Source organism: Amycolatopsis sp. M39, from assembly GCF_001651785.1.
In the GTDB taxonomy this organism is placed as follows: domain Bacteria; phylum Actinomycetota; class Actinomycetes; order Mycobacteriales; family Pseudonocardiaceae; genus Amycolatopsis; species Amycolatopsis rubida.
On sequence record NZ_LWSF01000006.1, the window covers coordinates 306461 to 326672 of the forward strand.

Annotated in this window: 16 protein-coding genes; 2 read left to right on the top strand and 14 right to left on the bottom strand. The window is 69.8% G+C overall.

Annotated elements, in window-relative coordinates; all coding sequences use genetic code 11:
- The first annotated feature begins 103 nt into the window (after positions 1-103).
- Positions 104-2377: a LuxR C-terminal-related transcriptional regulator gene (locus A4R44_RS18635; protein WP_157904920.1), complete on the top strand. Its 2274-nt coding sequence runs from the start codon at positions 104-106 to the stop codon at positions 2375-2377.
- Here the strand turns inward: A4R44_RS18635 and A4R44_RS18640 are convergent.
- The 11 genes from A4R44_RS18640 to A4R44_RS18690 all read right to left on the bottom strand — a co-directional run bounded on the left by A4R44_RS18640 (position 2374) and on the right by A4R44_RS18690 (position 15718).
- A complete protein-coding gene (locus A4R44_RS18640) occupies positions 2374-2667 on the bottom strand; it encodes a hypothetical protein (RefSeq protein WP_067581893.1) in 294 nt (97 codons plus the stop codon). The two genes, A4R44_RS18635 and A4R44_RS18640, sit on opposite strands and share 4 nt — an antisense overlap.
- Complete coding sequence (locus A4R44_RS18645; protein ID WP_232791658.1) at positions 2664-4088, bottom strand: amidase; 1425 nt, start codon at positions 4086-4088, stop codon at positions 2664-2666. Before A4R44_RS18645 ends, A4R44_RS18640 begins: the two co-directional genes overlap by 4 nt.
- Entirely contained in the window at positions 4088-4495 is a 408-nt protein-coding gene (locus A4R44_RS18650; protein ID WP_067581897.1) for an SgcJ/EcaC family oxidoreductase, read from the bottom strand. The genes A4R44_RS18645 and A4R44_RS18650 overlap by 1 nt, the downstream gene beginning before the upstream one ends.
- Positions 4495-5658, bottom strand: coding sequence for an LLM class flavin-dependent oxidoreductase (locus tag A4R44_RS18655; RefSeq protein WP_067581900.1), 1164 nt, complete (start codon positions 5656-5658; stop codon positions 4495-4497). The genes A4R44_RS18650 and A4R44_RS18655 overlap by 1 nt, the downstream gene beginning before the upstream one ends.
- 6 nt (positions 5659-5664) lie before the next feature.
- Positions 5665-7227, bottom strand: a complete 1563-nt coding sequence (locus A4R44_RS18660; protein WP_067581903.1) for a class I adenylate-forming enzyme family protein — start codon at positions 7225-7227, stop codon at positions 5665-5667.
- 7 nt (positions 7228-7234) lie between these two features.
- Positions 7235-8596, bottom strand: a complete 1362-nt coding sequence (locus A4R44_RS18665; RefSeq protein WP_067581905.1) for an aspartate aminotransferase family protein — start codon at positions 8594-8596, stop codon at positions 7235-7237.
- Positions 8593-9603: a 3,4-dihydroxy-2-butanone-4-phosphate synthase gene (locus A4R44_RS18670; RefSeq protein WP_067581908.1), complete on the bottom strand. Its 1011-nt coding sequence runs from the start codon at positions 9601-9603 to the stop codon at positions 8593-8595. Before A4R44_RS18670 ends, A4R44_RS18665 begins: the two co-directional genes overlap by 4 nt.
- A gap of 78 nt (positions 9604-9681) precedes the next feature.
- Positions 9682-10683, bottom strand: coding sequence for a phosphotransferase enzyme family protein (locus A4R44_RS18675; protein ID WP_067581910.1), 1002 nt, complete (start codon positions 10681-10683; stop codon positions 9682-9684).
- A gap of 1843 nt (positions 10684-12526) precedes the next feature.
- On the bottom strand, positions 12527-14089 hold the full coding sequence (locus A4R44_RS18680; RefSeq protein WP_232791659.1) for a class I adenylate-forming enzyme family protein: 1563 nt from the start codon (positions 14087-14089) through the stop codon (positions 12527-12529).
- Positions 14086-14904 carry an SDR family NAD(P)-dependent oxidoreductase gene (locus A4R44_RS18685; RefSeq protein WP_067581912.1) on the bottom strand — a complete coding sequence of 273 codons (819 nt, stop codon included), beginning with the start codon at positions 14902-14904 and terminating at the stop codon, positions 14086-14088. Before A4R44_RS18685 ends, A4R44_RS18680 begins: the two co-directional genes overlap by 4 nt.
- A 10-nt stretch (positions 14905-14914) precedes the next feature.
- Positions 14915-15718: a class II aldolase/adducin family protein gene (locus tag A4R44_RS18690; RefSeq protein ID WP_067581917.1), complete on the bottom strand. Its 804-nt coding sequence runs from the start codon at positions 15716-15718 to the stop codon at positions 14915-14917.
- Positions 15719-15859: 141 nt separating this feature from the next.
- On the opposite strand from A4R44_RS18690, the gene A4R44_RS18695 reads away from it, so the two are divergent.
- On the top strand, positions 15860-16459 hold the full coding sequence (locus tag A4R44_RS18695) for a TetR/AcrR family transcriptional regulator (protein ID WP_067582366.1): 600 nt from the start codon (positions 15860-15862) through the stop codon (positions 16457-16459).
- On the opposite strand, the gene A4R44_RS18700 is transcribed toward A4R44_RS18695, so the two are convergent.
- Genes A4R44_RS18700 through A4R44_RS49105 form a run of 3 tightly spaced genes read right to left on the bottom strand, consistent with a single transcriptional unit; the run spans position 16448 to position 20144 of the window.
- Positions 16448-17635 (bottom strand): M20 family metallopeptidase, encoded by a 1188-nt coding sequence (locus A4R44_RS18700; protein WP_067582363.1) that lies wholly within the window; start codon positions 17633-17635, stop codon positions 16448-16450. The two genes, A4R44_RS18695 and A4R44_RS18700, sit on opposite strands and share 12 nt — an antisense overlap.
- Positions 17632-19194 (bottom strand): aldehyde dehydrogenase family protein, encoded by a 1563-nt coding sequence (locus A4R44_RS18705; protein WP_095213432.1) that lies wholly within the window; start codon positions 19192-19194, stop codon positions 17632-17634. Before A4R44_RS18705 ends, A4R44_RS18700 begins: the two co-directional genes overlap by 4 nt.
- Positions 19194-20144 carry an NAD(P)-dependent oxidoreductase gene (locus tag A4R44_RS49105; RefSeq protein ID WP_198545343.1) on the bottom strand — a complete coding sequence of 317 codons (951 nt, stop codon included), beginning with the start codon at positions 20142-20144 and terminating at the stop codon, positions 19194-19196. Before A4R44_RS49105 ends, A4R44_RS18705 begins: the two co-directional genes overlap by 1 nt.
- Positions 20145-20212 lie beyond the last annotated feature (68 nt).

Here is a 20212-nt window from a genome sequence, read left to right on the forward strand (position 1 = left end):
TGCGGATCGGCCCGCCAACGCACAGTGCGGCCCGCCCGGCCCGGCCTACACTGTCGGCACTCACCATGTCCACGGGGCGACGAAGCCCCGAAGGAGGATGCAGGTGCGCGGAAACCTCCCTGCCGATATCACGACCTTCGTGGGCCGTGGTGCCGAGGTACGCGAGATCCGGCGGCTGATGCGGCAATCCCGCATGGTCACCTTGATCGGCGTCGGCGGGGTCGGCAAGACGCGGCTCGCCCGTGCCGTCGCCGCCGACCTCGGACGGGCGTTCGACGCCGGGGTGTGGCTCGTCGATCTGACGCCGTTGACCAGTCCGGACCTCCTTGAGAGTGCCATCCGCGATGTCCTGCCCGCCGCGCCGGGGACCGGAGCACTGTGGGAACAGATCGGGCGGCGCGGCCTCCTGCTCGAGCTGGACAACTGCGACCACCTCGCGTCGGAAGTGGGGCCGGTGATCACCGAACTGCTGCTCCGGTGCCCCGGGATGCGCGCGCTGATCACCAGCCGGTCGTCGCTCGGGGTCAGCGGCGAGCAGGTGTACGAGGTCGCTCCGCTCGGGGTGCGGGCCACCGGTGCCGAGCTGTCCGAGGCGGCCACGCTGTTCCGTGACCGAGTCCGCGCGCTCGACAGCACCACCACGGTCGATTTCGCCGCACCCGAGGTCACCGAACTCTGCAGCAGGCTCGACGGTCTCCCGCTGGCCATCGAACTCGCCGCGCTGCGCACCCGCGCACTGTCGATCACCGAAATCCTGGACGGGCTGCAAGCGCGGTTCGACCTGCTCGACGGCGGGCCGCGCGACCTTCCCCCGCACCACCAGAGCCTGCGTGCCCTGCTGGAATGGAGCTGGGACCAGTGCTCGCCGGCCGAACAGCGCCTCTGGTCGCGGCTCGCGGTGTTCAGCGGCTCGGCACCGCTGGACGCAGTGCTCGCGGTCGCCGACCTGGACCGGCGGAAAGGCATCCGCCTGGTCGAGTCGCTGGTGCGACGTTCGGTGCTGCAGCACCTCCAGGCCGGCGATGCTTCGCGGTACCGGATGCTCGACACCGTTCGCGAGTTCGGCGCGCTGATGCTGCAGGACGCCACCGAGGAACTGCGCCTTCGCCACGCGGCTTACTACCTGGCCTTGGCCGACGAGGCCTCCACCGCCTGGTTCGGCCCGCGGGAGCAGTCGATCGGCGCCCGCGTCAAGACCGAGATCGCGAACATCCGCACTGCGCTCGACACCGCACTCGCCGATCGCCGCCACTGCGAACAAGCAGCGCGAACGGTTGCGGCATTGTGGTTCTACTGGCTGGGCTGCGGCGACATCGACGAAGGCACGTTGTGGTGCGACAAGACCGCGGCGGCACTCGGCCGGTTCGGCCTCCCGGCACCGTCGCCGTTCCTGTGGGTACGCGGGTGGCTCCAGCTCGTCGCAGGCGACACCGGCACCGCGCGGCGAAGCCTGACCGGTTGCCTGGAAGCCGCGAAGCGTGAGGGCGACACCCGCAATGCCGCATACGCCCAGGCATTTCTGGGCGCCCTGCACGGTTTCGCCGGTGACTACGCCGCATTCGGTTCGTGTTACCAGGAGGCGATCGGATCTGCCCGAGCAGTCGGAGACCACCTCGCCACCGCGATGTTCCTGGTGCACCAGGCGGAGATCCGGAGCCTGATCGGCGAACCCGAGATCGCCCTGCGGTTGTGTGCGCGGAGCGCGGAAATCTGTCAGGCACACGGGGACCGCTGGTGCCTCTGTTACACGTTGTGGGTGCGCGCGCTGTGCCACCACGTCACCGGCCAGGCCGCCGCCGCGCTGGAGCGGGCTTTGGCCGCGGCGAAGCTGGCGATGACCCTCGACGACCACCTTGCCGCCGTCCTGGTGTCCGAGGTGGCCGCGTGGTCCATGGTCGAGGACGATGCGAAGCGTTCAGCGGTCCTGCTGGCCGCGACCGCGCGCTACTGGACGATGTCCGGGAAGGTGCTGCTGGGATTCGACCGGCTCATCGGCCACCGGGAAGCGGCGCTGGCTGTGCTGGCGGAGAAACTCGCGCCCGCGCAAGCGGAGGAGGCGGCAGCGGCCGGCCGGGCTCTGGGGGACAGCGGCGCGCGGGCGATCCTCGCCGGGGCATTCGACGAACTCGCCCCCGCGCCCCCGGTTGTCCCGGGCGAGCCGGAGAAACCCAAACCGGACAACGGCTTTCTCGAACTTCTCAGCGCCAGGGAACGGGAAGTGGCGGTGCTCGTGAGCGAGGGCAAGACCAATCAGCAGATCGCCCACGAGCTGATCATCGGCCGCCGCACCATCGACACGCATGTGTCGAACATCCTGGCCAAGTGCGGGCTGCGGCGACGGGCCGAGATCGCCGCGCTCGTTTCGTCTTCGTCCTAACCGGACGACGAAGGTCCGAAGTGGACGCGGACCCAGTCGCCCGCGACCCAGCCGCGCGTCGCGGCGTAGGCGATCATCCCGTCGAACCCGGCCCGCCACTCGTCCTCGCCGGGTCCCAGTGCGCGCAGCACGGCTACCTTGAGCCAGCAGTGATCACCTGCGTAGGTGCCCGCTCCCGACTCCTCCAGCGCTGATGACAGCTCCTCGGGAGACAGGTCGCTGGTGGCGGAGAGGCGGCGAAGATCGCCGGTTTCCCGTACCGCCAAGTGCTTGCCGATCACGACTTTCATCGCTGGTCCTCCTCGACGTGGACGGCCGGGCGGCGCCCGGCCCACGGCAGCGCCTGCTCCAGCTGCGCGGCGGTCCGGAGCAGAAGGTCCTCGCGGTACAGGTCCGCGCTGAGCTGCACTCCCAGCGGAAGCCCGTCCCCGGTCTGCGCGAGCGGCAACGTGACGGCCGGTCCTCCGGTGACGTTCGAAATCGCGCAGGTGGGATGCGACACCACGCATCGGCGTACCCATTCGGCCGCCGAGCAGCGTGGGTCGTCCGCATCGATCTCCCCGATCGCGGGCGCCGGAGCGGTCGACGTCGGAGTGATCCACAGGTCCCAGTCCTGGTGGAACGAGCCGAGCGCGCGGCTCGCCGCGTTGTATCGGTCGAACGCGACGGCGAGGTCGACCGGGTTCAGCGCCCGGCCCGCCTCCGCGCAGGCGATCGTGGTGGCCTCGAACAGATCCCGGTCCGCCCCGGAGTTCAGCAGGGGAATCACCGCCGCTGCCGTACCGGCGCACCAGGTGGTGGTGAGTGCGGCCAGAAAGGCTTCCCAGTCGACCCCGGGACTGGCTTCCGCCACCACATGGCCCAGCCCGGCGAGCGTGGCCGCGGCCAGCTCGACGGCGGCTCGCACGTCCGGTGCGGCTTCCCGCCCTTCGGCCGCAACGGCGATGCGCAGCCGGCGCGGCGAGGGATGCGCTATCTCGTCCCGATACGGCCTCGCCGGTGCGGGAGCCCCGTACTTTTCGCCCGGAGCGTTGCCCTGCACGAGATCGAGCAGATGCGCGGAGTCACGCACGGTGCGCGTCACCGCGAACTCCACGACGTTGCCGTACATCAGTTCTTGCTGCCCCGGGCCGAGCGGGACCCGGCCCCTGCTCGGCTTCAGTCCGACGAGACCGGTGTGCGCGGCCGGGATGCGGATCGATCCGGCTCCGTCGTTCGCGTGCGCGACGGGAACGACACCGGCCGCCACGAGCGCTGCCGAGCCGCCGCTGGAACCACCCGGAGTCCGGCCGAGGTTCCAGGGGTTGCGCGCCGGTCCCCGCCACTTCTGGCCCGCGACGACGCTGAGCCCGAACTCGGGGGTTTTCGTCGTCCCGAGCAGACCCAGCCCGGCCGCGCGGAACCGGTGCATGAGCGTGGAATCCGCCTCGGCGGGCGCGGTCTGGGCCAGTGCCGCGCTCCCGCCGTGCCCGCGCACTCCGGCCGCCGCGATCAGCAGGTCCTTGATGACGAACGGAACGCCGGCGAACTCGCCGTCCGGCTGTGGCGGACGCTCGAACGGGCCCTCGGTGAAAGCCGCGAGCCGCGGTTCGAGCGCGGCAGCCGCCTCGAGCGCGGCCTGCCACACTTCGGCCGCGGTGACCTGGCCGGCCCTGATCAGGCCGGCCAGGCCCACCGCGTCGCGCGAGCTGTACTCCTGCGGTGACAGCATCAGTACCCGGTCCCGGTTCCCCGGGAATCCCCGGCGGCGGTCCAGACGTCCCGGTGCATCCGCCAAGCGCCGTCGGCGTCGAGCCGGTGCACGATGAGGTAGTTGCTGCGCCGCACGGAATCGCCGGCGGCGGTGCGGAACGTGCCCGCGGCCCGTCCTTCCTCGACGGCGAGGCGCCCGTCGCACCTGAGTTCGACCACCTCCACCTCCTGCCGGACGAACCCCGCGTCGAGCCAGCCGGTGAACGCCTGCTCGATCGCCGCGCGGCCCCGCACTACCGCTCCGTCCGGCAGCAGGAGAGCCCCGTCCGCGGTGTAGAGCGAAGCGAACAGCGCTGCGTCCCGCTGATCGATGCTGCGCACCACGGCCGCGTGGACCTCCGCCAGCTCCTCGCGCGAATACGTCATCAGACCGCGCCCTCCGCGGCGGCCTTCTCGTAGCTGGCCGTCTGCCGCGGGTCGCCCGGGAGCAGCCCGACCGGGCCCGAGCGCACGACGCCTGCCGGGTTGGCGAAGTAAGGGATCACGTGGCGGCCCAGGTGCTCGATCGTCTGCATGATCTCGTCGTGGGTGCCGCCGTCGATGCGGAGCACGATCTCGTCGGCTCCGGCCGTCTCGTGGCGCTGGACCTGCTTGACGACGTACTCGGGGTCGCCGACGAGGATGGTGGGGGTGTTGTCCCGCAGCCACTGCGGGTCCTCCACGTGCTCGCGCAGTTCCTTGATCCGCACGAATCCGCCGTACTGCTCCGGTGACCGCTCGGCGAGCTGCACGTACACGTCGTTGATGATCATCCGGCCGAACTTCAGCAGGTCGTCCTCGGCGAGCGCGAGCGCCTCGTCGTTCGTCTTCGCGCACCGGGCGGTCATCACACTCGACGCCGCCGACTTCACCGCGTACTTGCCCACCGGAGCGACCTCGGATTCGGCGACCGCGTTGTAGGCGGCCAGGTACTTCTCCAGCGTTTCCCAGCCGAGGTAGAGGTCGGAGGTGATCATGCCCAGGCCGCGCCGCCGGGCGTCCGCGGCCGATTCCGCCGACTGGCAGATTTTGTACAGCGGCGGATGCGGTTCCTGCACGCCTTTCGGGGTCAGCCGCCGTTCCGGGATCGAGCCCCAGTACTTTCCTTCGTGGCTGAAGGTGTCGTTGCTCAGCGCGTTCACGATGAGGTCCAGCGCCTCCTCGGAACGGTCCTTCGTCTCTTCCAGCGAAACTCCGAATGCGTCCAGCTGCAGCAGCGTGTTGCCCCGGGCGGTCGTGAGTTCCATCCGGCCGCGGGAGAAGATGTCCACAGTGGCCAGTTGCTCGGCGACGAGGATCGGATGGACCACCGGGAGCAGGCGGCTCATGTGCCGCAACCGGATGCGGCTGGTGTTGAGCGCGACCGCGGTGAAGAGGCATTCGACCGACGGGGTGACCGCGATGTCGTTGAAGAAATGGTGCTCGGACGTCCCCCATCCGTGAAAGCCCATCTCCTCGGCGAAGACGGCTTCCTCGATCATGTCGAAGTAACGCCGGCGGTGTGTGTTCCCCGGCTGGGTCCCGCACTCGGACAACATGACGAAACGCATGGCAAGTCAACTCTCTTTCCTGGACGGGCCACTTGATCTGGTCGAGCATTCCCCGGCGCCGGGCACGGCGGATCCGCACTCCTGCCGAGAGGGTTGCCGACTTCCGAGTTCATCGCGTACCTGGCGGCGAACGACCTTTCCGTACGCGTTCTTGGGGAGTTCGGCGACGAACTCGATTCGCTTCGGTTTCTTGAAACTCGCGATGCTCTCGCGGCACCACGCCATCAGCTCGCCTGCCTCCACGGCGGACGAAGACACGACCGCGGCGGCGACCGACTCGCCCCAGTGCGGATCCGGCTCGCCGAACACGCACGCCTCCCTGACCGCCGGGTGCCGCAGCAGGGCCTCTTCGACCTCCCTCGGGTAGATGTTGCTGCCGCCGGAGATGATCACGTCGTTCCGGCGGGACAACAGGTAGAGCCTGCCGTTCTCGAAACGCCCGACATCGCCGGTGTGCAGCCAGCCGCCGCGCAAAGCCGCGGCGGTGGCCGCGGTGTCGTTCCAATAGCCGAGCATGACTACGTCACCGCGCACGCACACTTCGCCTTCGGCGCCCTCTGGCAGCGGCATTCCCGTCTCGTCCACCATGCGGACCTCGACGTCGGTGCGGGCGATTCCGGTCGACGACAACGCTTTCCCGCGATGGTCTTGCGGGCGCAGGTAGGTGATCGTCATCGGCGCCTCGCCCTGACCGTAGAGCTGGACGAAAATCGGGCCGAAGCGATCGATGGCCGCTTGCGCGAGGCTCGGGTCCATCGGTGCGCCGCCGTAGATGATCCGTCGCAGCGTCGACGGCGCGGTTTTCGCGTCGAGCAACCGGTGGATCATGGTCGGCGCCAGGAAGGCGATGACCGTGACTTGTTCGCGTTCGATCGTGGCGAGCACGTCTGCGGGAACGAAGGAAGTGCCCGGGCAGACATGATTTCTCGCCCCGCGCGCGATCGACGGCAGGGCGTACAAACCGGACCCATGGGACAGCGGGGCGACGTGCAGGACGACGTCTTCGGGCTGGAAGTCGCACATGTCGGCCAGCGCGTTCATCGTGCTGGCACACAGGTTCCGGTGCGAGAGCATCGCGCCCTTCGGGCGGCCGGTGGTGCCTGAGGTGTAGAAGAGCCACGCCAGGTCGTCCGGATCCGCTTCCGCATCGGCGAACCCGTGCGCGTCGCCGGTCGCGACGATCTCGGCGAAGGAGCCCGGACCCGTCCGGCCGACGGCGATCCGTGCCACCTGCGCCGGCGGGCCCGGCGGCTCGTCGACCACGACCGCCCGTGCGCCGGAATGGTCGAGGATGTAGGCGAGTTCGGCCGGGTGGAGCTTGGCGTTCACCGGAACAGCCACGAACCCGCCCTTGAGGAGGCCGAACAGGATCGGGAAGTATTCGGCCCGGTTCGGCAGAAAAAGGGCGATGCGATCGCCGCGCCGGTATCCCCGGCGACGGAGACCGTCGGCGAAGGCCGCGGCCTGCGCGTCGAGTTCGGCGTAGGTCAGCGTGGTGCCACCGCCGTCGACCGCGATCCGGGCGGGATGCGCCCGTGCGGCCTTGGTCAAGAACGTTCCGACGTTCACGGCTGGTTCACCGCGGCCGGGCGAGCACGGAGTCCAGCCGGTCGACGACGTCCGCCGCGTCCTTGGCGGTCAGGCACAGCGGAGGAACGAGCCGCAGCACGTTCGCGTGCGCGCCGGCCTTCGTGACGATCACCGAATCGGCGATTTCGTCGGCGATGGCGTGCACGAGTTCGGTGGCGGGTTCCTTCGTGTCCCGGTCTTTCACCAGCTCCATGCCGATCATCAGGCCGCGGCCGCGCACGTCGCCGATGACCTCGTACCGGGTCTGGAGTTCGCGGAACATGTCCATCGCCTGCGCGCCGACGATCCGCGCGTTCTCCTGCAGCCCACCGTGTTCCAGCGCGGCCAGCACCCCGCGGCCGGCCGCGCAGCAGGTGGGATTCGACCCCATGGTGCTCATGAACGTGCGGCCGGTCATCGCCTCGGCGATGTCCCGCCGGGCGATCACCGCCGACAGCGGGAACCCGTTGCCGATGCCCTTCGCCAGCACCACCATGTCCGGGACGACACCGTGCTCGGTGAACCCGAAGAAATGTGCGCCGGTGCGGCCGACCGCGGTCTGCACTTCATCGGCGATCACGACGCCGCCGAGTTCTCGGGCGAGGGCGCTGGTCTGCCGGACGTATTCGGTCGGCATCGGGATGACGCCGCCGTAACCCTGGATGGGCTCGAAGATGTAGGCGGCGAGTTCGCCGTTCGTGGAAGCCGCGATACTCGATCGGAATTCCGCCAGGTACGGGTCGACGCCGGGTCCGTGAATGCCGCGGTACTGGTCGGGGTTGGTAACATGGATTATTCCGGACGCACTCGGAATTTTCTGGTGGAAGCGGGCGATCGAGGTTGTCGCGTTCGCCGTCGCCCCGACCGCTCCGTGGTAGGCCGAGCGAAGGGCGACGACGGCGTGCCGCTGGGTGTAATTGCGCGCCATCATCAGGGCGAGGTCGACTGCTTCGGTGCCGCTGCTCAGGAAATGGACCACCCAATCGTCGGGGGGCATTTTGCCCACCAGCGCTTTGGCCAGCGAAGCGGGCCCGGGGTGCATCCACATCGTGGAACAGTGCTGCATGTCTTCGAGTTGCTCGCGGACCGCGGCCTGCACATACGGGCTGCGGTAGCCGGCGCTGATGGCCTGGTTCATCGCGACGGTATCGATGTAGCGATTGCCGTCGCTGTCGAAGAGGTACTGGCCCAGCCCGCTTTTGAACAGAACAGGCTTCGTTGTCGCCTGAAAGGTCTTCAGCACCGGGGTGAGGTAGGTTTCCCGGTCGGCCAACGCGGTGCGGTAATCCCATTCGAGCGGAGGAAGTGTTTCCAGAATTTCGGCTTCGGGGAGTGCGGACGCGTCGGGCGGCACGGGGGAGTCGGTCATGCTTCTTCTCCTGCGGGTTCACGTCGGCGGATTGCGGTGGCTTCGATCTCGATTTCCGCGCCGAGGGCGAGTCGCGGAACACCGATCGTCGAGCGGGTCGGGTACGGGTCGGCGAAGAATTCGCGGTAGACCTGGTTGAATTCGTCGTACCCGGTGAAATCGGCGAGGAACACCCGAGTCTGCACCACGTCCCTCAGGTCGGCGCCGCTGGCCGCCAGCAACGTCGCGATGTTTTCGAGACAGATCCGGGTCTGCGGCCCGATTCCGGGTACGACAGCACCAGACCCGTCGATGCCGATCTGGCCGGACGTGATCACGAGGTCGCCCACCCGGATGGCATTGCTGAGCGGTGCCCTGGCCAGGAACCCGTGCGGTCTCTGCACATTCCACTCGCCGCGCGAAGCGGCGCGATCGATTCCCATGGTTTCCTCCATTTCGATGACCGGCAGGCCGTACTCGTGCGCGAAGTCCGCGAGAAACTCGGGTTGGGGCAGGGACCCGTCGGCGGCGACCAGTTCGCACAGCACGGCAACCGGCGCGGCTCCGGCCAGCCGGCACAGTTCGACGGCTGCCTCGGGCGCCTGCGCCGGGCCGGTTCGCCGGGTCCGGATCGGCATGACGTGGCCGGGACGGCAGAAGCCGTCCGGCGTGGTGTCCGGCTCGGCGAGCAAGCGCAGGGTCCGCGCGCGATCGCGGGCCGAAATCCCGGTTCCGACACCGGTGCTGGCGTCGACCGACACGGCGAACTCCGGCCCGCCGCGGTCCTGCCGGTGCGGGACCATGGGCGGCAGTTCCAAGCGGTCGGCCCGCTCCGGCGGCATGGCCGCGCAGAGGAACCCGGACGTGTGCCGCACGAAGAACGAGATCCTTCGCCAGTCGGCGAATCCGGCAGCCATGGTCAGGTACCCGGTGCCGCCGGCGACGAGCACGGCTGTTCCTCCTCGGGCGAGTTCGTCCACGACGGTGGACAGGCCAACGAGCGGCAGGCAGTCCGAGTGGTTCACCATGGCAACCTCGTCCTCGCGGCGGATCGGAACCGGTGCCCACCACTCTGGCGGTCGTTCGGCCGCACCGGATCGGTCCAACTACCGACTGCGATACGGACTCGGCGTCAGGAACTCGCCCGCCAGGTATGCCTCGGCCAGCGCACACGTGCCACGAGTGAAGCCCGCGCCCAGTTCGGCGGCTTCGGCCGCGTACTCGTGGTGCGAGCCGATCCATCCCACCAGCAGCAGCCGGCGGAACATGACCAGCGTGGGAACCATCGCGAGGTCGTCCGCCGAAACCGCGCGACAGCGCGCGTATCCGTCGAGCCACGCGGCCGTCCATTCGGGCAGCCGGGAGTCGTCCTCGATGAAGCTCACGGAGGTGGCGAAGTCGTACAGGTACCAGGAATAGCCGCAGTCGTCGAAGTCGATGACCTGGACGCGGTCGCCGTCGACGAGGAGGTTCGCCGGGCGCAAATCGTTGTGTGCGAGGCCGAACCGGTCCCGCCCGGTGCCGTAGTCCGCGAGCCGCCCGGCGATTTCGCCGTCCAGCCGGGCCAGCAGGTCGCGCTCCGGCCGCCCGATGCCCAGTCCCTCCTGCCAGCGGCCCCACCTCGCCTGCGGGCCGAGCGCGGTGTCGTAATCGCAGGTGTAGCGGTCAAACGACGACGGCGGCCGCCAGCGAGACCCGTGCGCATGCAGCTTGGCCGCGATGCTGCCGAGCACGCGATACCCGGGTACCAGGTCACCGCCCGGGTCGGGTGCCCGGCCAGGCAACCACTCGAACGCCACCGCATGCCTCGCCCGTCCCCGCGCGTCGACGACTGTGACGACCCGAGCACCGTCCCGCGCGCGAACCGGCCGCGGCGGCTCGGCTGCACCGTCCTCGCGGAGCGCGTCCATCCAGCACAGCTCGGACTCGATCGCCGCCTCGGAGTGGTAATCGGGCCGGTGGACGCGCAGCGCGACCGACCGTCCGGTCCTCCGGTCGTCCACCCGATAGGTCAGGTTTTCGGAAACGTTGACAAGCGTGACAGCTTCGGGAGAAAAATCGTACTGTTCGAGCGCAGCCGCGGCCACCGCGTCCAGTTCCGTTCTCATGCCGTCAAATCTGACCGGCGTCTCCGCGCGACGGCTCCGTGCGACTGCCGACTCGGATACTGATCGCCCGCTCTCCCGCGTCGATCGTGGTGAGCGCTGCCCCGCCTGGCGGTCGCGCGGGGGCGGCTGGATTGCTGACCCCTCGGCGATCGGGCACGCGCGGCGGGTCTGCCGGACTCTCCGCGGACGCGGGCAGGGCCAGTTCACGAGTCGGCGGCAAACCGCTCTGGCCGATCAGGGTTTTCGCGGAGCGGGACGAAACAGAACCCGCTGGGGCCGATCCCGTGGACGTCGCCGTCACGAGGAACATTACGACCCCAGGCTGAACGGGACGACCATCGCACGCAAGCGCTTACGGTCACCGCCTCCCACCGGATCACGCCCCGCTGCTCGTCCAACGCCGACCGGCATCAGCCAACACGGACCAGCGCCGGATCGTTCCCGTGCCGCGGGCCCGGCACGCGCGCCTCCCGAAGGAAACTTTCGCCTCGCCAACAGTACGAGTGACGTGCGGCTCGGACTGCCAACCGGCTCAAACCCCGGCGACGGCGCGATCACTGAAAGCGCTCCCGAACGATCGAATAGTTACCAGTCGAAACAGCCGGCCATGGAAGAGCCAGATCGGATATACGAGGAGCAAATAGGTTCCCAAAGGCGGTCAACCCAGGTCGGTCCTCGATTGGGCTCCGGTACTCACGGAGCACCCGATACGCCGCGGCCCAGCCCGGTGTCAATGCCCGGGAAAATGCGGCCTGGCCCGCGCTGGTTAGCCCTCGGCAGCACCATATGACACATGTCGGCACGGTAAGCCCGGGAGTAAGGCGCGAATATCGAGTTCCGGTGCGTGCTGGGCAGTCCCGTGCACTGCCGATCTGTGCCGGTGAAGGTCAGTGCGTTTGAGTGTCGCTGGCTGCCGTGCGGTGCCGGGTGCTTTGCCGATACTGGGGACTTCGAGCCCATCGGCTGGCCGATAAAGGGGCCGGAGACGCCGAGGAGGACGGATCCCGCCAAGATGCCTGCGCCAGGTTCAGGCCCCTCGTGCGCCGGGGGCGCGTCGAGGCGGCTGCTCGATGCTTGAGCACGTCAGGCTGGCGGCGAAATGTGCTCAACATAGAGCGGCGTCGCGCACGGCAGTCGCCCGTGCGTACCCCGCTACCCGCCCGGTGGTGCAGCGGGGCTGGAACTTGTCGGTGGGCTCGTCCGGGAAACCGCGCGACCGTGCGAGGAATGCTTGCCGCGGCGCGGGAGTTCCCTGTCCTCTCGCGCGAGCTTTTAACCGCGCGACAAGCGCCCAGCCGGAGTATTGCTCGGCCACCGCGCCCTCTGGCACGGCGCGACGTGCCCGCGAGGTTACGGATCGAGCCGTGCAGGACCAGGCGCAGCCCTCCGCCGCTCGGCGTCGAGAAAGAACACCGCGCTCGCAAAGCTCGTCGGAGCCTCGAACCGCACCCACTGTCCGGAGCGGGGTCCCGGCTCGCCGAACCGTCTCGGTGCCCGGTCCCGACGTGTCGAGCAGTGCGACCGCCGCCGCGAGGCCCGGCGAGCGCGGCAAAAACCGTGTCGACAGCCCCCGCGCACTTGTTCGTGTCCCGCGCTGCTCGCGCCGAGTGCGCCGCCGATCCCTGCCCGGCGCCGAGTTGCGCGGAAGCCCAGTCGGGCCGCCGCTGTCGGCAAACTGCTCGATCTGCCGCACTCCGGCTCGAATCGGCGCCTGGCTGGCCGAAAGCGTGGGGATCCCCGAAATAGCCGCGACGCAGGACCGTCGTTTCACCGCGTTGACCGGTCGGGTACCGGCGGCGGACCTGACGTGCTGGCGCGTGGACCTCGCGGGGTCGCGCCCGCCTCAATCGGTTACTGCCCTTCCGCTCTCGCCGATCTGGAATCGCCGGACCTTGCCGACGCTGGTTCGCGGCAGTTCGGCGATCACGTGCCAGGCGCGGGGCCGTGCGGCGGGCGGCAGGTTGTCCGCGGCCCATTCGGCCAACGCGCCGACGTCCGGCGGAGACAGCGCGTCTGCCGGCACCACGTACGCGACCGGCACCTGGTCCCGGATCGGGTCCCGCTGGGCGACGACTGCCGCTTCCAGCACCTTCGGCGCTTGGGCCAGCACGGACTCGACCTCGGACAGGCTCACGTTCTCGCCGGCGACCTTGATGACGTCGTCGGCTCGGCCCACGAAGCGCAGTTCACCGGTTGCGGCGTCGCGGCCCACCAGGTCGCCGGTGCGGAACCAGCTGGTGCCGTCGGGCAGATCGGTGAAGCTGCGGCCGGTCGTGGCGGGATCGTCGAGGTAGCCGGCGAAAAGGTCCCGGCCGCGAACTCCACGCACCAGGAGCATTCCCGGCACACCGTCGCCCACCGGTTTTCCCGTCCCCGCGTCGGCGACGGCGATCTCGCGCCCGGCGAGTGGTCCGCCGATGATGTCGTGCCGGGCGGGCAGGCTGGTGTCGGCCGTGACGGCGGCGACTGTTTCGGTCATGCCGTAGAGCTGACGCGGCCGGCATCCGGCGATCTCGCTGAACCGCTGATGATGGTCGCGCCCGAGGCTCTGGGCGAACCAGACGTGCCGAAGATGCAATCGCGGCGGCTCGGCGCCGCACCGGGCCAGGATCATCCTGATGGGCGCAGCGAACAGGCTCGCATGCGTTGCCCGCAGCTCATGGGCTTGCCGCACCCAGCGCGACGCGGAGAAGGCGTGCGTGAGCGCGACACTCGCGCCGGCCGAGATCGCCGGCGCGAAGCAGTAATACTGGGCGTTGGCGTGAAACAGCGGCAAGGTGACCAGCCACCGGTGCTCGGATCGCAGCGCTGCCGCCGCCGCCATCGTCTCGGCGACCGTGGAGTAATTCTCTTGGGTGAGAACGACCCCCTTGGGCTCGGACGTCGTGCCCGAGGTGAACATCACCGCGAGCCGGTCCGCCGGCTTGATCCCGCCTGCTGCCCCGGTGATCGGCGGTCCGGCGACGAGTGCACCACCGTCGCCGACGTCGCCGACGTTCTCCCGCAGTTCGATGAGGTGGGGCAGCGCTTCGCCGGCCCCTCGGCGATACCGGTCCGCTCTCGCGGCGGCACACACTCCGGCCACCGGGCGGGTACGGCGGATCTGGACAGCGATGTCTCGCGGGCTCGACGCGGGGTCCGCCGGCACCAGCCACGCGCCGAGGCGGGCAACGGCCAGCCAGACGGCGAGAAAGCCCGGGCAGTTGCGCAACACGACATGCACCGAAGCACCGGGAACGACACCGAGCGTACGCAGGGTGCCCGCAGTACGGGCGACGATCGCATCGAATTCGGCATAGGTCCAGGCAGTGGTGCCGGTTTCGTCCTGGAACAGCAGGAAGGTCGCGGGACCGGCACGCCGGACGGTGCGCGACCAATGCTCGTGGAAGGTGCTCAGGTGCTTCACTGCTTCTCCTTGGCCGGGTCCAGCCGGTTGCCGAAATCCATCCAATGCGCGGTGGCGGTCCACCCGGCGTCGACCGGCAGGCTCACGCCGGTGATCGCGGCGGCGTCGTCGCCGAGCAGGAAGCTCACCGCCGCCGCGACTTCGCTCGGCTCGACCAGCCGGGCGAGTGCGGTGTGCGCGACGAGGCCGGCCGCGTCCCGGGTGCCGAGAGCGAGCTTCCGGCGCATGGCCGGGGTCGTCGTGAACCCGGGAGCCACGCCGTTCACCCGGATGCCATAGCGGCCGAGATCGCCTGCCGCCAGCACAGTCGCCGCCGCCAGTGCTGCTTTGGCGGGCGCGTAAGCGTGCAACGGGAGCGGACGGTGCGCGTTGATCGACGTGATGTTGACGATCGCGCCGCCGCCGGCATCGATCAGCAGCGGCGCGAATGCCTGCGTGCACCGCTGCGCTCCGAAGTAGTTGACCTCCCACACTCGCCGCGCGGTTTGCGCGTTCTGCGCCACCAACGGTTCGACGTCCTGGAGCACACCGGCGACATTGACGAGGCCCGCCAGTTCAGGGCCGGTCGAGCGCAGCCGCGCGGCGGCGAGATCCACTGCCGCGCCGTCGCTCACATCCAGAACCATCGGATGGACCCGGTCCGGGAACTGCGCGGCCTCCGGGGTGGCGCCGACCTGATCGAGATCGGCGGCAAGGACCGTCCAGCCGTCAGCGGCCAGCCGCACCGCGACGGCGTGGCCGATGCCGCCCGCGGCACCGGTCACGAGCACGGCGTGCCCCGCGGCGCGCCGGGCGTCCTGAGTCTCGGGCTTCATCGGGCTGCGCTCAGTCCCGGCAGGAGGGATCGACGCGCTCCAGCTTGCGCAGCAGCGAGGGCCATTCGCGGTCCTCGGAGACACCGAGATCGTCGACCCACTGGCGGGTCGTCAGCTCGACAACCTCCGGATCGGGCACGCGCAGCGGACGGCCGGTGGCCTGGGCAAGCAGCTGCGCCCGCGCGGCCTTCTCCAGGTAGAACATCTCGGTGAAGGCGTGCCCGACGCTGCGGCCGACGGTCAGGGTGCCGTGGTTGCGCAGGATCAGCGCGGCGTTGTCCCCGAGATCGGCGATGAAGCGCCGCTGTTCGTCCATCGTGAGGGCGATCCCCTCGTAGTCGTGGTAACCGAGGCGGCCGCTGAAGCGCATGGCGTGCTGGCTCAACGGAAGCAGCCCCTCCTCCAGGATGCTCAGCGCCATCCCGGCTTCGGTGTGCAGATGCATCACGCAGGAGGCGTCGGCCCGCGCGCTGTGCACGGCGCCGTGAATGACGAAACCCGCGGCGTTGGGCCGATACGGGCTGTCGCCGACCACGTTGCCGTCGAGGTCGATCTTGACCAGGTTGCCCGCGGTGATCTCGTCGAATCCCAGCCCCAAGGGGTTCACCAGGAAGTGATGCCCGGCTCCGGGCACCCGCGCCGAGATGTGGGTGTAGATCAGATCGTCCCAGCCGAACAGCGCGCAGAGCCGGTAGGCCGACGCGAGGTCCCGGCGCACGGCGATCTCTGCCTCCGATGCCGGCCCGTCGCCGGCCACGCGGCTGACCGGGAGATCGAAGCGGGTGTAAGCACTCGTGCTCGTGGTGGATTTCATTCCGCCGCCTCCTAAGTTAACTGAACGTACAGTTCACTTTAGCTCGGCTGTCAAGCGACCGGGCGGGTCGCGGGGGAGCCGTCGCTGTAGTGCACTGTGTCCGGTGGAAATGCCCGTTGCGTTGATGTCGAGGTGCTGCCGATGTCCCGTCCTCCGGAAACCCCGAACGCCGGCCGGCGCGGCTCGGCGCGGCGCACGGCGCCGCGGGCGGAAGCGGCGATCCTGGACGCTGCCTACGAGCTCCTGCTGACGCGAGGGCTGGAGGCGACGACGGTCGAGGCGATCGCGCAGCGCGCGGGTGTCAGCAAGGTGACCGTATACAAGTGGTGGCCCAACCGCGCCGCGGTGATCATGTCCGCGTTCCTCCGCAGGTCCGGCGAGGTTTTGCCCTATCCGGAGAACTTCACGCTGGCCCACGTCGAGGACCGGTTGCTGGCGATGGCCGAGGCGTTCCGCGGTGCGACTGGCAAGGTGGTCGCCGCGCTGATCGCCGAAGGGCAGTTCGACCCGGAAATCGCCGATGCTTTCCGGGAGGGCTATGTCAACGCGCGCCGCGAGGAAGGGATCGCGACCGTGCGGGCGGCGGCGAGGGCCGGGGTGATCCGGCCCGCCGACCCGGATGTCGTGCTCGACCTCCTCTATGCTCCGCTCTATTTTCGGCTGACGGTCGGCCATCGCCCGCTCACCGACGAGGCCGTGCGCGAGCACGTCGGCCTGGTGCTTCGGGCCTTAGCTCCCTGAGGCCAGCCGGTCGAACGCGAGCTGCGCCAGCAGCGCGGCGTGCAGCGGCAGGGTGCGGTCGGTGAACCGCGCTTGTGGCGAGTGGACGCCCGGGGCGGTGGCCGGGTCGAGATCCGGGGGAGTCGTACCCATGAACACCAGTGCTCCCGGGACCCTGGCCAGCACTTTCGAGAAGTCTTCGGAGCCCATCAACGCTGGGTGCGCGGGGTCGACGGCGTTGCGGCCGAGGACCCGGGACGCCGTTCGCACGGCGAACTCCGTCTCCGCCGGGTCGTTGCAGGTCACGGGATAGTGATCGGCGAACACCGAGCCGGCCTCCATCCCGTGGGCCCGGGCGATGTGCGACGCGAGGTCTTGGACCTGGGTGCGCAGTTGCCCGACCGCGTCCGCCGACAGCGCCCGGACGCTCGCCTCCAGCGTCGCGGAGCCCGGGATGACGTTGACCGCGTCGCCGGCTTGCAGGCGCGTGACCGACAGCACCACCGGATCGAACACCCGGTGCCGCCGCGTGACGTGAGATTGCAGTGCCAGCACGATTTCCGCGAGCACCGGCACGGGGTCGAGGGTGTCATGCGGCGCGGAGGCATGCCCGCCTGCTCCCCGCACGGTGATGCGCAACGTGCCCATGCCGGCCAGGATCGCGCCGGGCCGCGTCCACATCGTCCCCGCGCGCCCCGGCCCGACGTGGAGGGCGTAGGCCGCGACAGGAGGCGTCGCGGTGGTCTTGAGCAGCCCCTCGTCCAGCATGACTTGGGCCCCGTCGTGTCCTTCCTCGCCGGGCTGGAACATCAGCACGACCCGCCCCCGCAGCTGGGACCGCACCTCGGTGAGCAGCCGGGCGGCGCCCACGAGACCGGCCATGTGCAGATCGTGGCCGCAGGCGTGCATGCAGCCGTTGTCCGAGGCGAAGGGCTCTCCGCTGTCCTCGCCGATCGGCAATGCGTCCATGTCGGCGCGCAGCAGCACGGTCTCGCCGGGCAGCTGGCCCTCCACCACCGCCACCACCGACGTACAGGCCGAACCGGTGCGAATGGCGAGTCCCAGCCCGGACAACGCGTCCAGCAGCGCCGCCTGCGTCCGGGGCAGCCGCAACCCGACCTCCGGGACGGCATGGAGGTGGCGACGGAGCCGGACCAGGCCGGGAAGGTGCGGCTCCGCGCGCTCGACCAGATTCACCGCTGCCGGTCCAGAGACGGGAAGGCCGGCGCGGTCCGCTGGGTCGCCACCCATACGGCCTTGGACTGGGTGAATTCCTCGACCACGCCCCGGCCGCTGGCCCGGCCCCAGCCGGAGGACTTGAACCCGCCGAACGGGGCCGATGGATGGCCGACCTTGTAGCAGTTGACGTAGCACGTTCCGGCCTGGATCGCCGAGGCGAACCGATGGGCACGGGCGACGTCGCGGGTCCAGACCGCACTCGCGAGGCCGAATTCGGTGCCGTTGGCACGGGCGAGCGCCTCGTTCTCGTCGGAGAACGTGTCGATCGCCAGTACCGGACCGAAGACCTCGGTGTGTTCCAGCGAGTGGTCCGCGGCGACCCCGTCGAGCAACACCGGCGTGCACCAGTTCCCGGTGCGCATCGGGCCGGTCGCGATGCCCGCGGGCAGCGGCAGGTCCGCAAGCTGCCGGGCGCCCTCGGCGACTCCGAGCGCGACGAGTTCCCGCACCCGCTCGTACTGTGCTCTGTGCACGATCGGGCCGAGTTCGGTCTCCGGATCGAGCGGGTCGCCCACCCGCAGTACCCGCGCCCCCGCCACGATCCGGTCGAGGAGCTTGTCCCGGATGCTGTCCTGCACGAGCAATCGTGAACCGGCCTGGCAGGACTGCCCGGTGCCGGAGAAGACGGCACTCAGCGCTCCCGCCGCGGCGTCGTCGAGGCCGGCATCGGCGAAGACCACGTTCGCGCTCTTTCCACCGAGTTCGAGAATGCTCGGGATTCCAGCCGCGGCGGAGGCGGACGCGACCGCGCGCCCCGTGCTTACCGACCCGATGAACACGACCTTGCCGACCCGCCGATCGGTGGTGAGCGCGGCACCGACGGTGGCGCCGAGCCCGGGAGCCGCGACGAAGGCGCCGAGCGGCAGCCCGGCCTCGTGCAGGATCTGGGCGAACCGGATCGTGCTCGCCGGGGTGAACTCACTCGGCTTCACCACCACCGCGTTGCCCGCGGCCAGCGCCGGCAGTCCGTTCGCGGCGGCAGTCAGCAGCGGCGCGTTCCACGGTGTCACGGCGACGATCACGCCGAAGGGCTGCAACAGGCTGTAGGCATGCCAGCTGCCGGCGCCGCCGAGGGTTTCCCCGTTGATGCGCTCGGCCCATCCCCCGTAGAACTTCAGCATCGTCACGACCGCACGCAGCTCCGCCGTCGTATCCCGCAAGGGCTTCCCGGTGGTCAAGGTCTCCAGCCGGGCCAGGTCACCGGCGCGGGCCTCGACCAGCTGTGCCGCGGTGCGCAGCGCGTCGGCGCGGCCGGCCGGACCCAGCGCCGTCCAGCGCGCGAACCCCTCGACCGCGGCGGCGAGCGCGAGGTCCGCGCCTTCCCGTCCGGGATCCGGCCACTCGGTCACCAGCGCGTGCGAGGTCGGGTCGTGCAACGGGAATCGGTCACCGCGTCCGGGATGGACCTGCTGCCCCGAGCAGATCCCGATCCCGCCGGGCACTTCCCGCTCCAGCGTGTGCCGGACCATCGCCGCCCGGTCGTCGCCGCTCAGCGGGCGGTCCACAGTGGAGGTCATCAGTCGTTGCCTTCCTGGTCGGGTGCGGCATCCGGGCGCAGAGCTGCCGAGGAGAAGCAGTCGGTCGCGCTCGTGAACGCCGAGGGAGCGAGATTGCAGTCCGTTTCCGGTCCGAGCTGGGCGAGAGCGCGGTCCCACGCTTGCTTGCTCGCGCTGAGCACGCTCGGCCGGGCGCCCGCCGCGGTCGCGACGTCGATCCCGAGCGCGACGTCGCGAGCCATGAGGCCGACGGTGAAGCCGCCGACGAGTTCTCCCTTGAGGATCGCGCCCTCGAAGTTGACCTGGCTCACCGCGCTCCGGCCGGATCCGGTGTTGAGCGCCGTCATCGCTTGCGGGAGGTCGATTCCATACGCCGCGAGCACGTCGACGGCCTCCGCGACGGAAGCAATGTTGACGGCGCACAACATGTTGTTCAGCAGTTTGACGATGTTCCCGGAACCGGCGGGCCCGAGATGACTCCACTGTTTCGTCAAGATCGACAGCACGGCGGCGGCGGAATCCACCGCGGCGTCGGTCCCGCCGGCGAATGCGGTGAGAGCGCCCGACCAGGCTCCGGTCCGGCCTCCGGACACCGGAGCGTCGACGAAGGCGACCCCCGCCTCCGCGCACCGGGCGGCCATTTCCCTGCTGGTACCGGGGTCCGAGGTGGTGGTATCGACGATCACCCGCGGTCGTGCGCCCTCCAGCAGTTCGGGCACCACGGACCGGACGGCGCCGGCGCCAGGCAGCGAAAGCACGACTTGCTCGGCGGCCAGCTCCGGCAACTGTGCTACGCACCCGATGCCGTTGCCGCCCGCCTCGGCGACCGCGGCCGCGTCGAGGTCATAGCCGGTGACCCGCCATCCTGCTTGATCGAGGGTCACCGCCATGCCGAGCCCCATGTTCCCCAGCCCGACGACGCCGACGCTTGCGGTCTTCCCGGCGGGCAGGTTGTCCTGATTGCGGTACACAATGCTCCTTTGTGGATGGTCCGGGTCACCGGACGAACAGATCGGCGACGACCGCGGCCAGCAGGAAT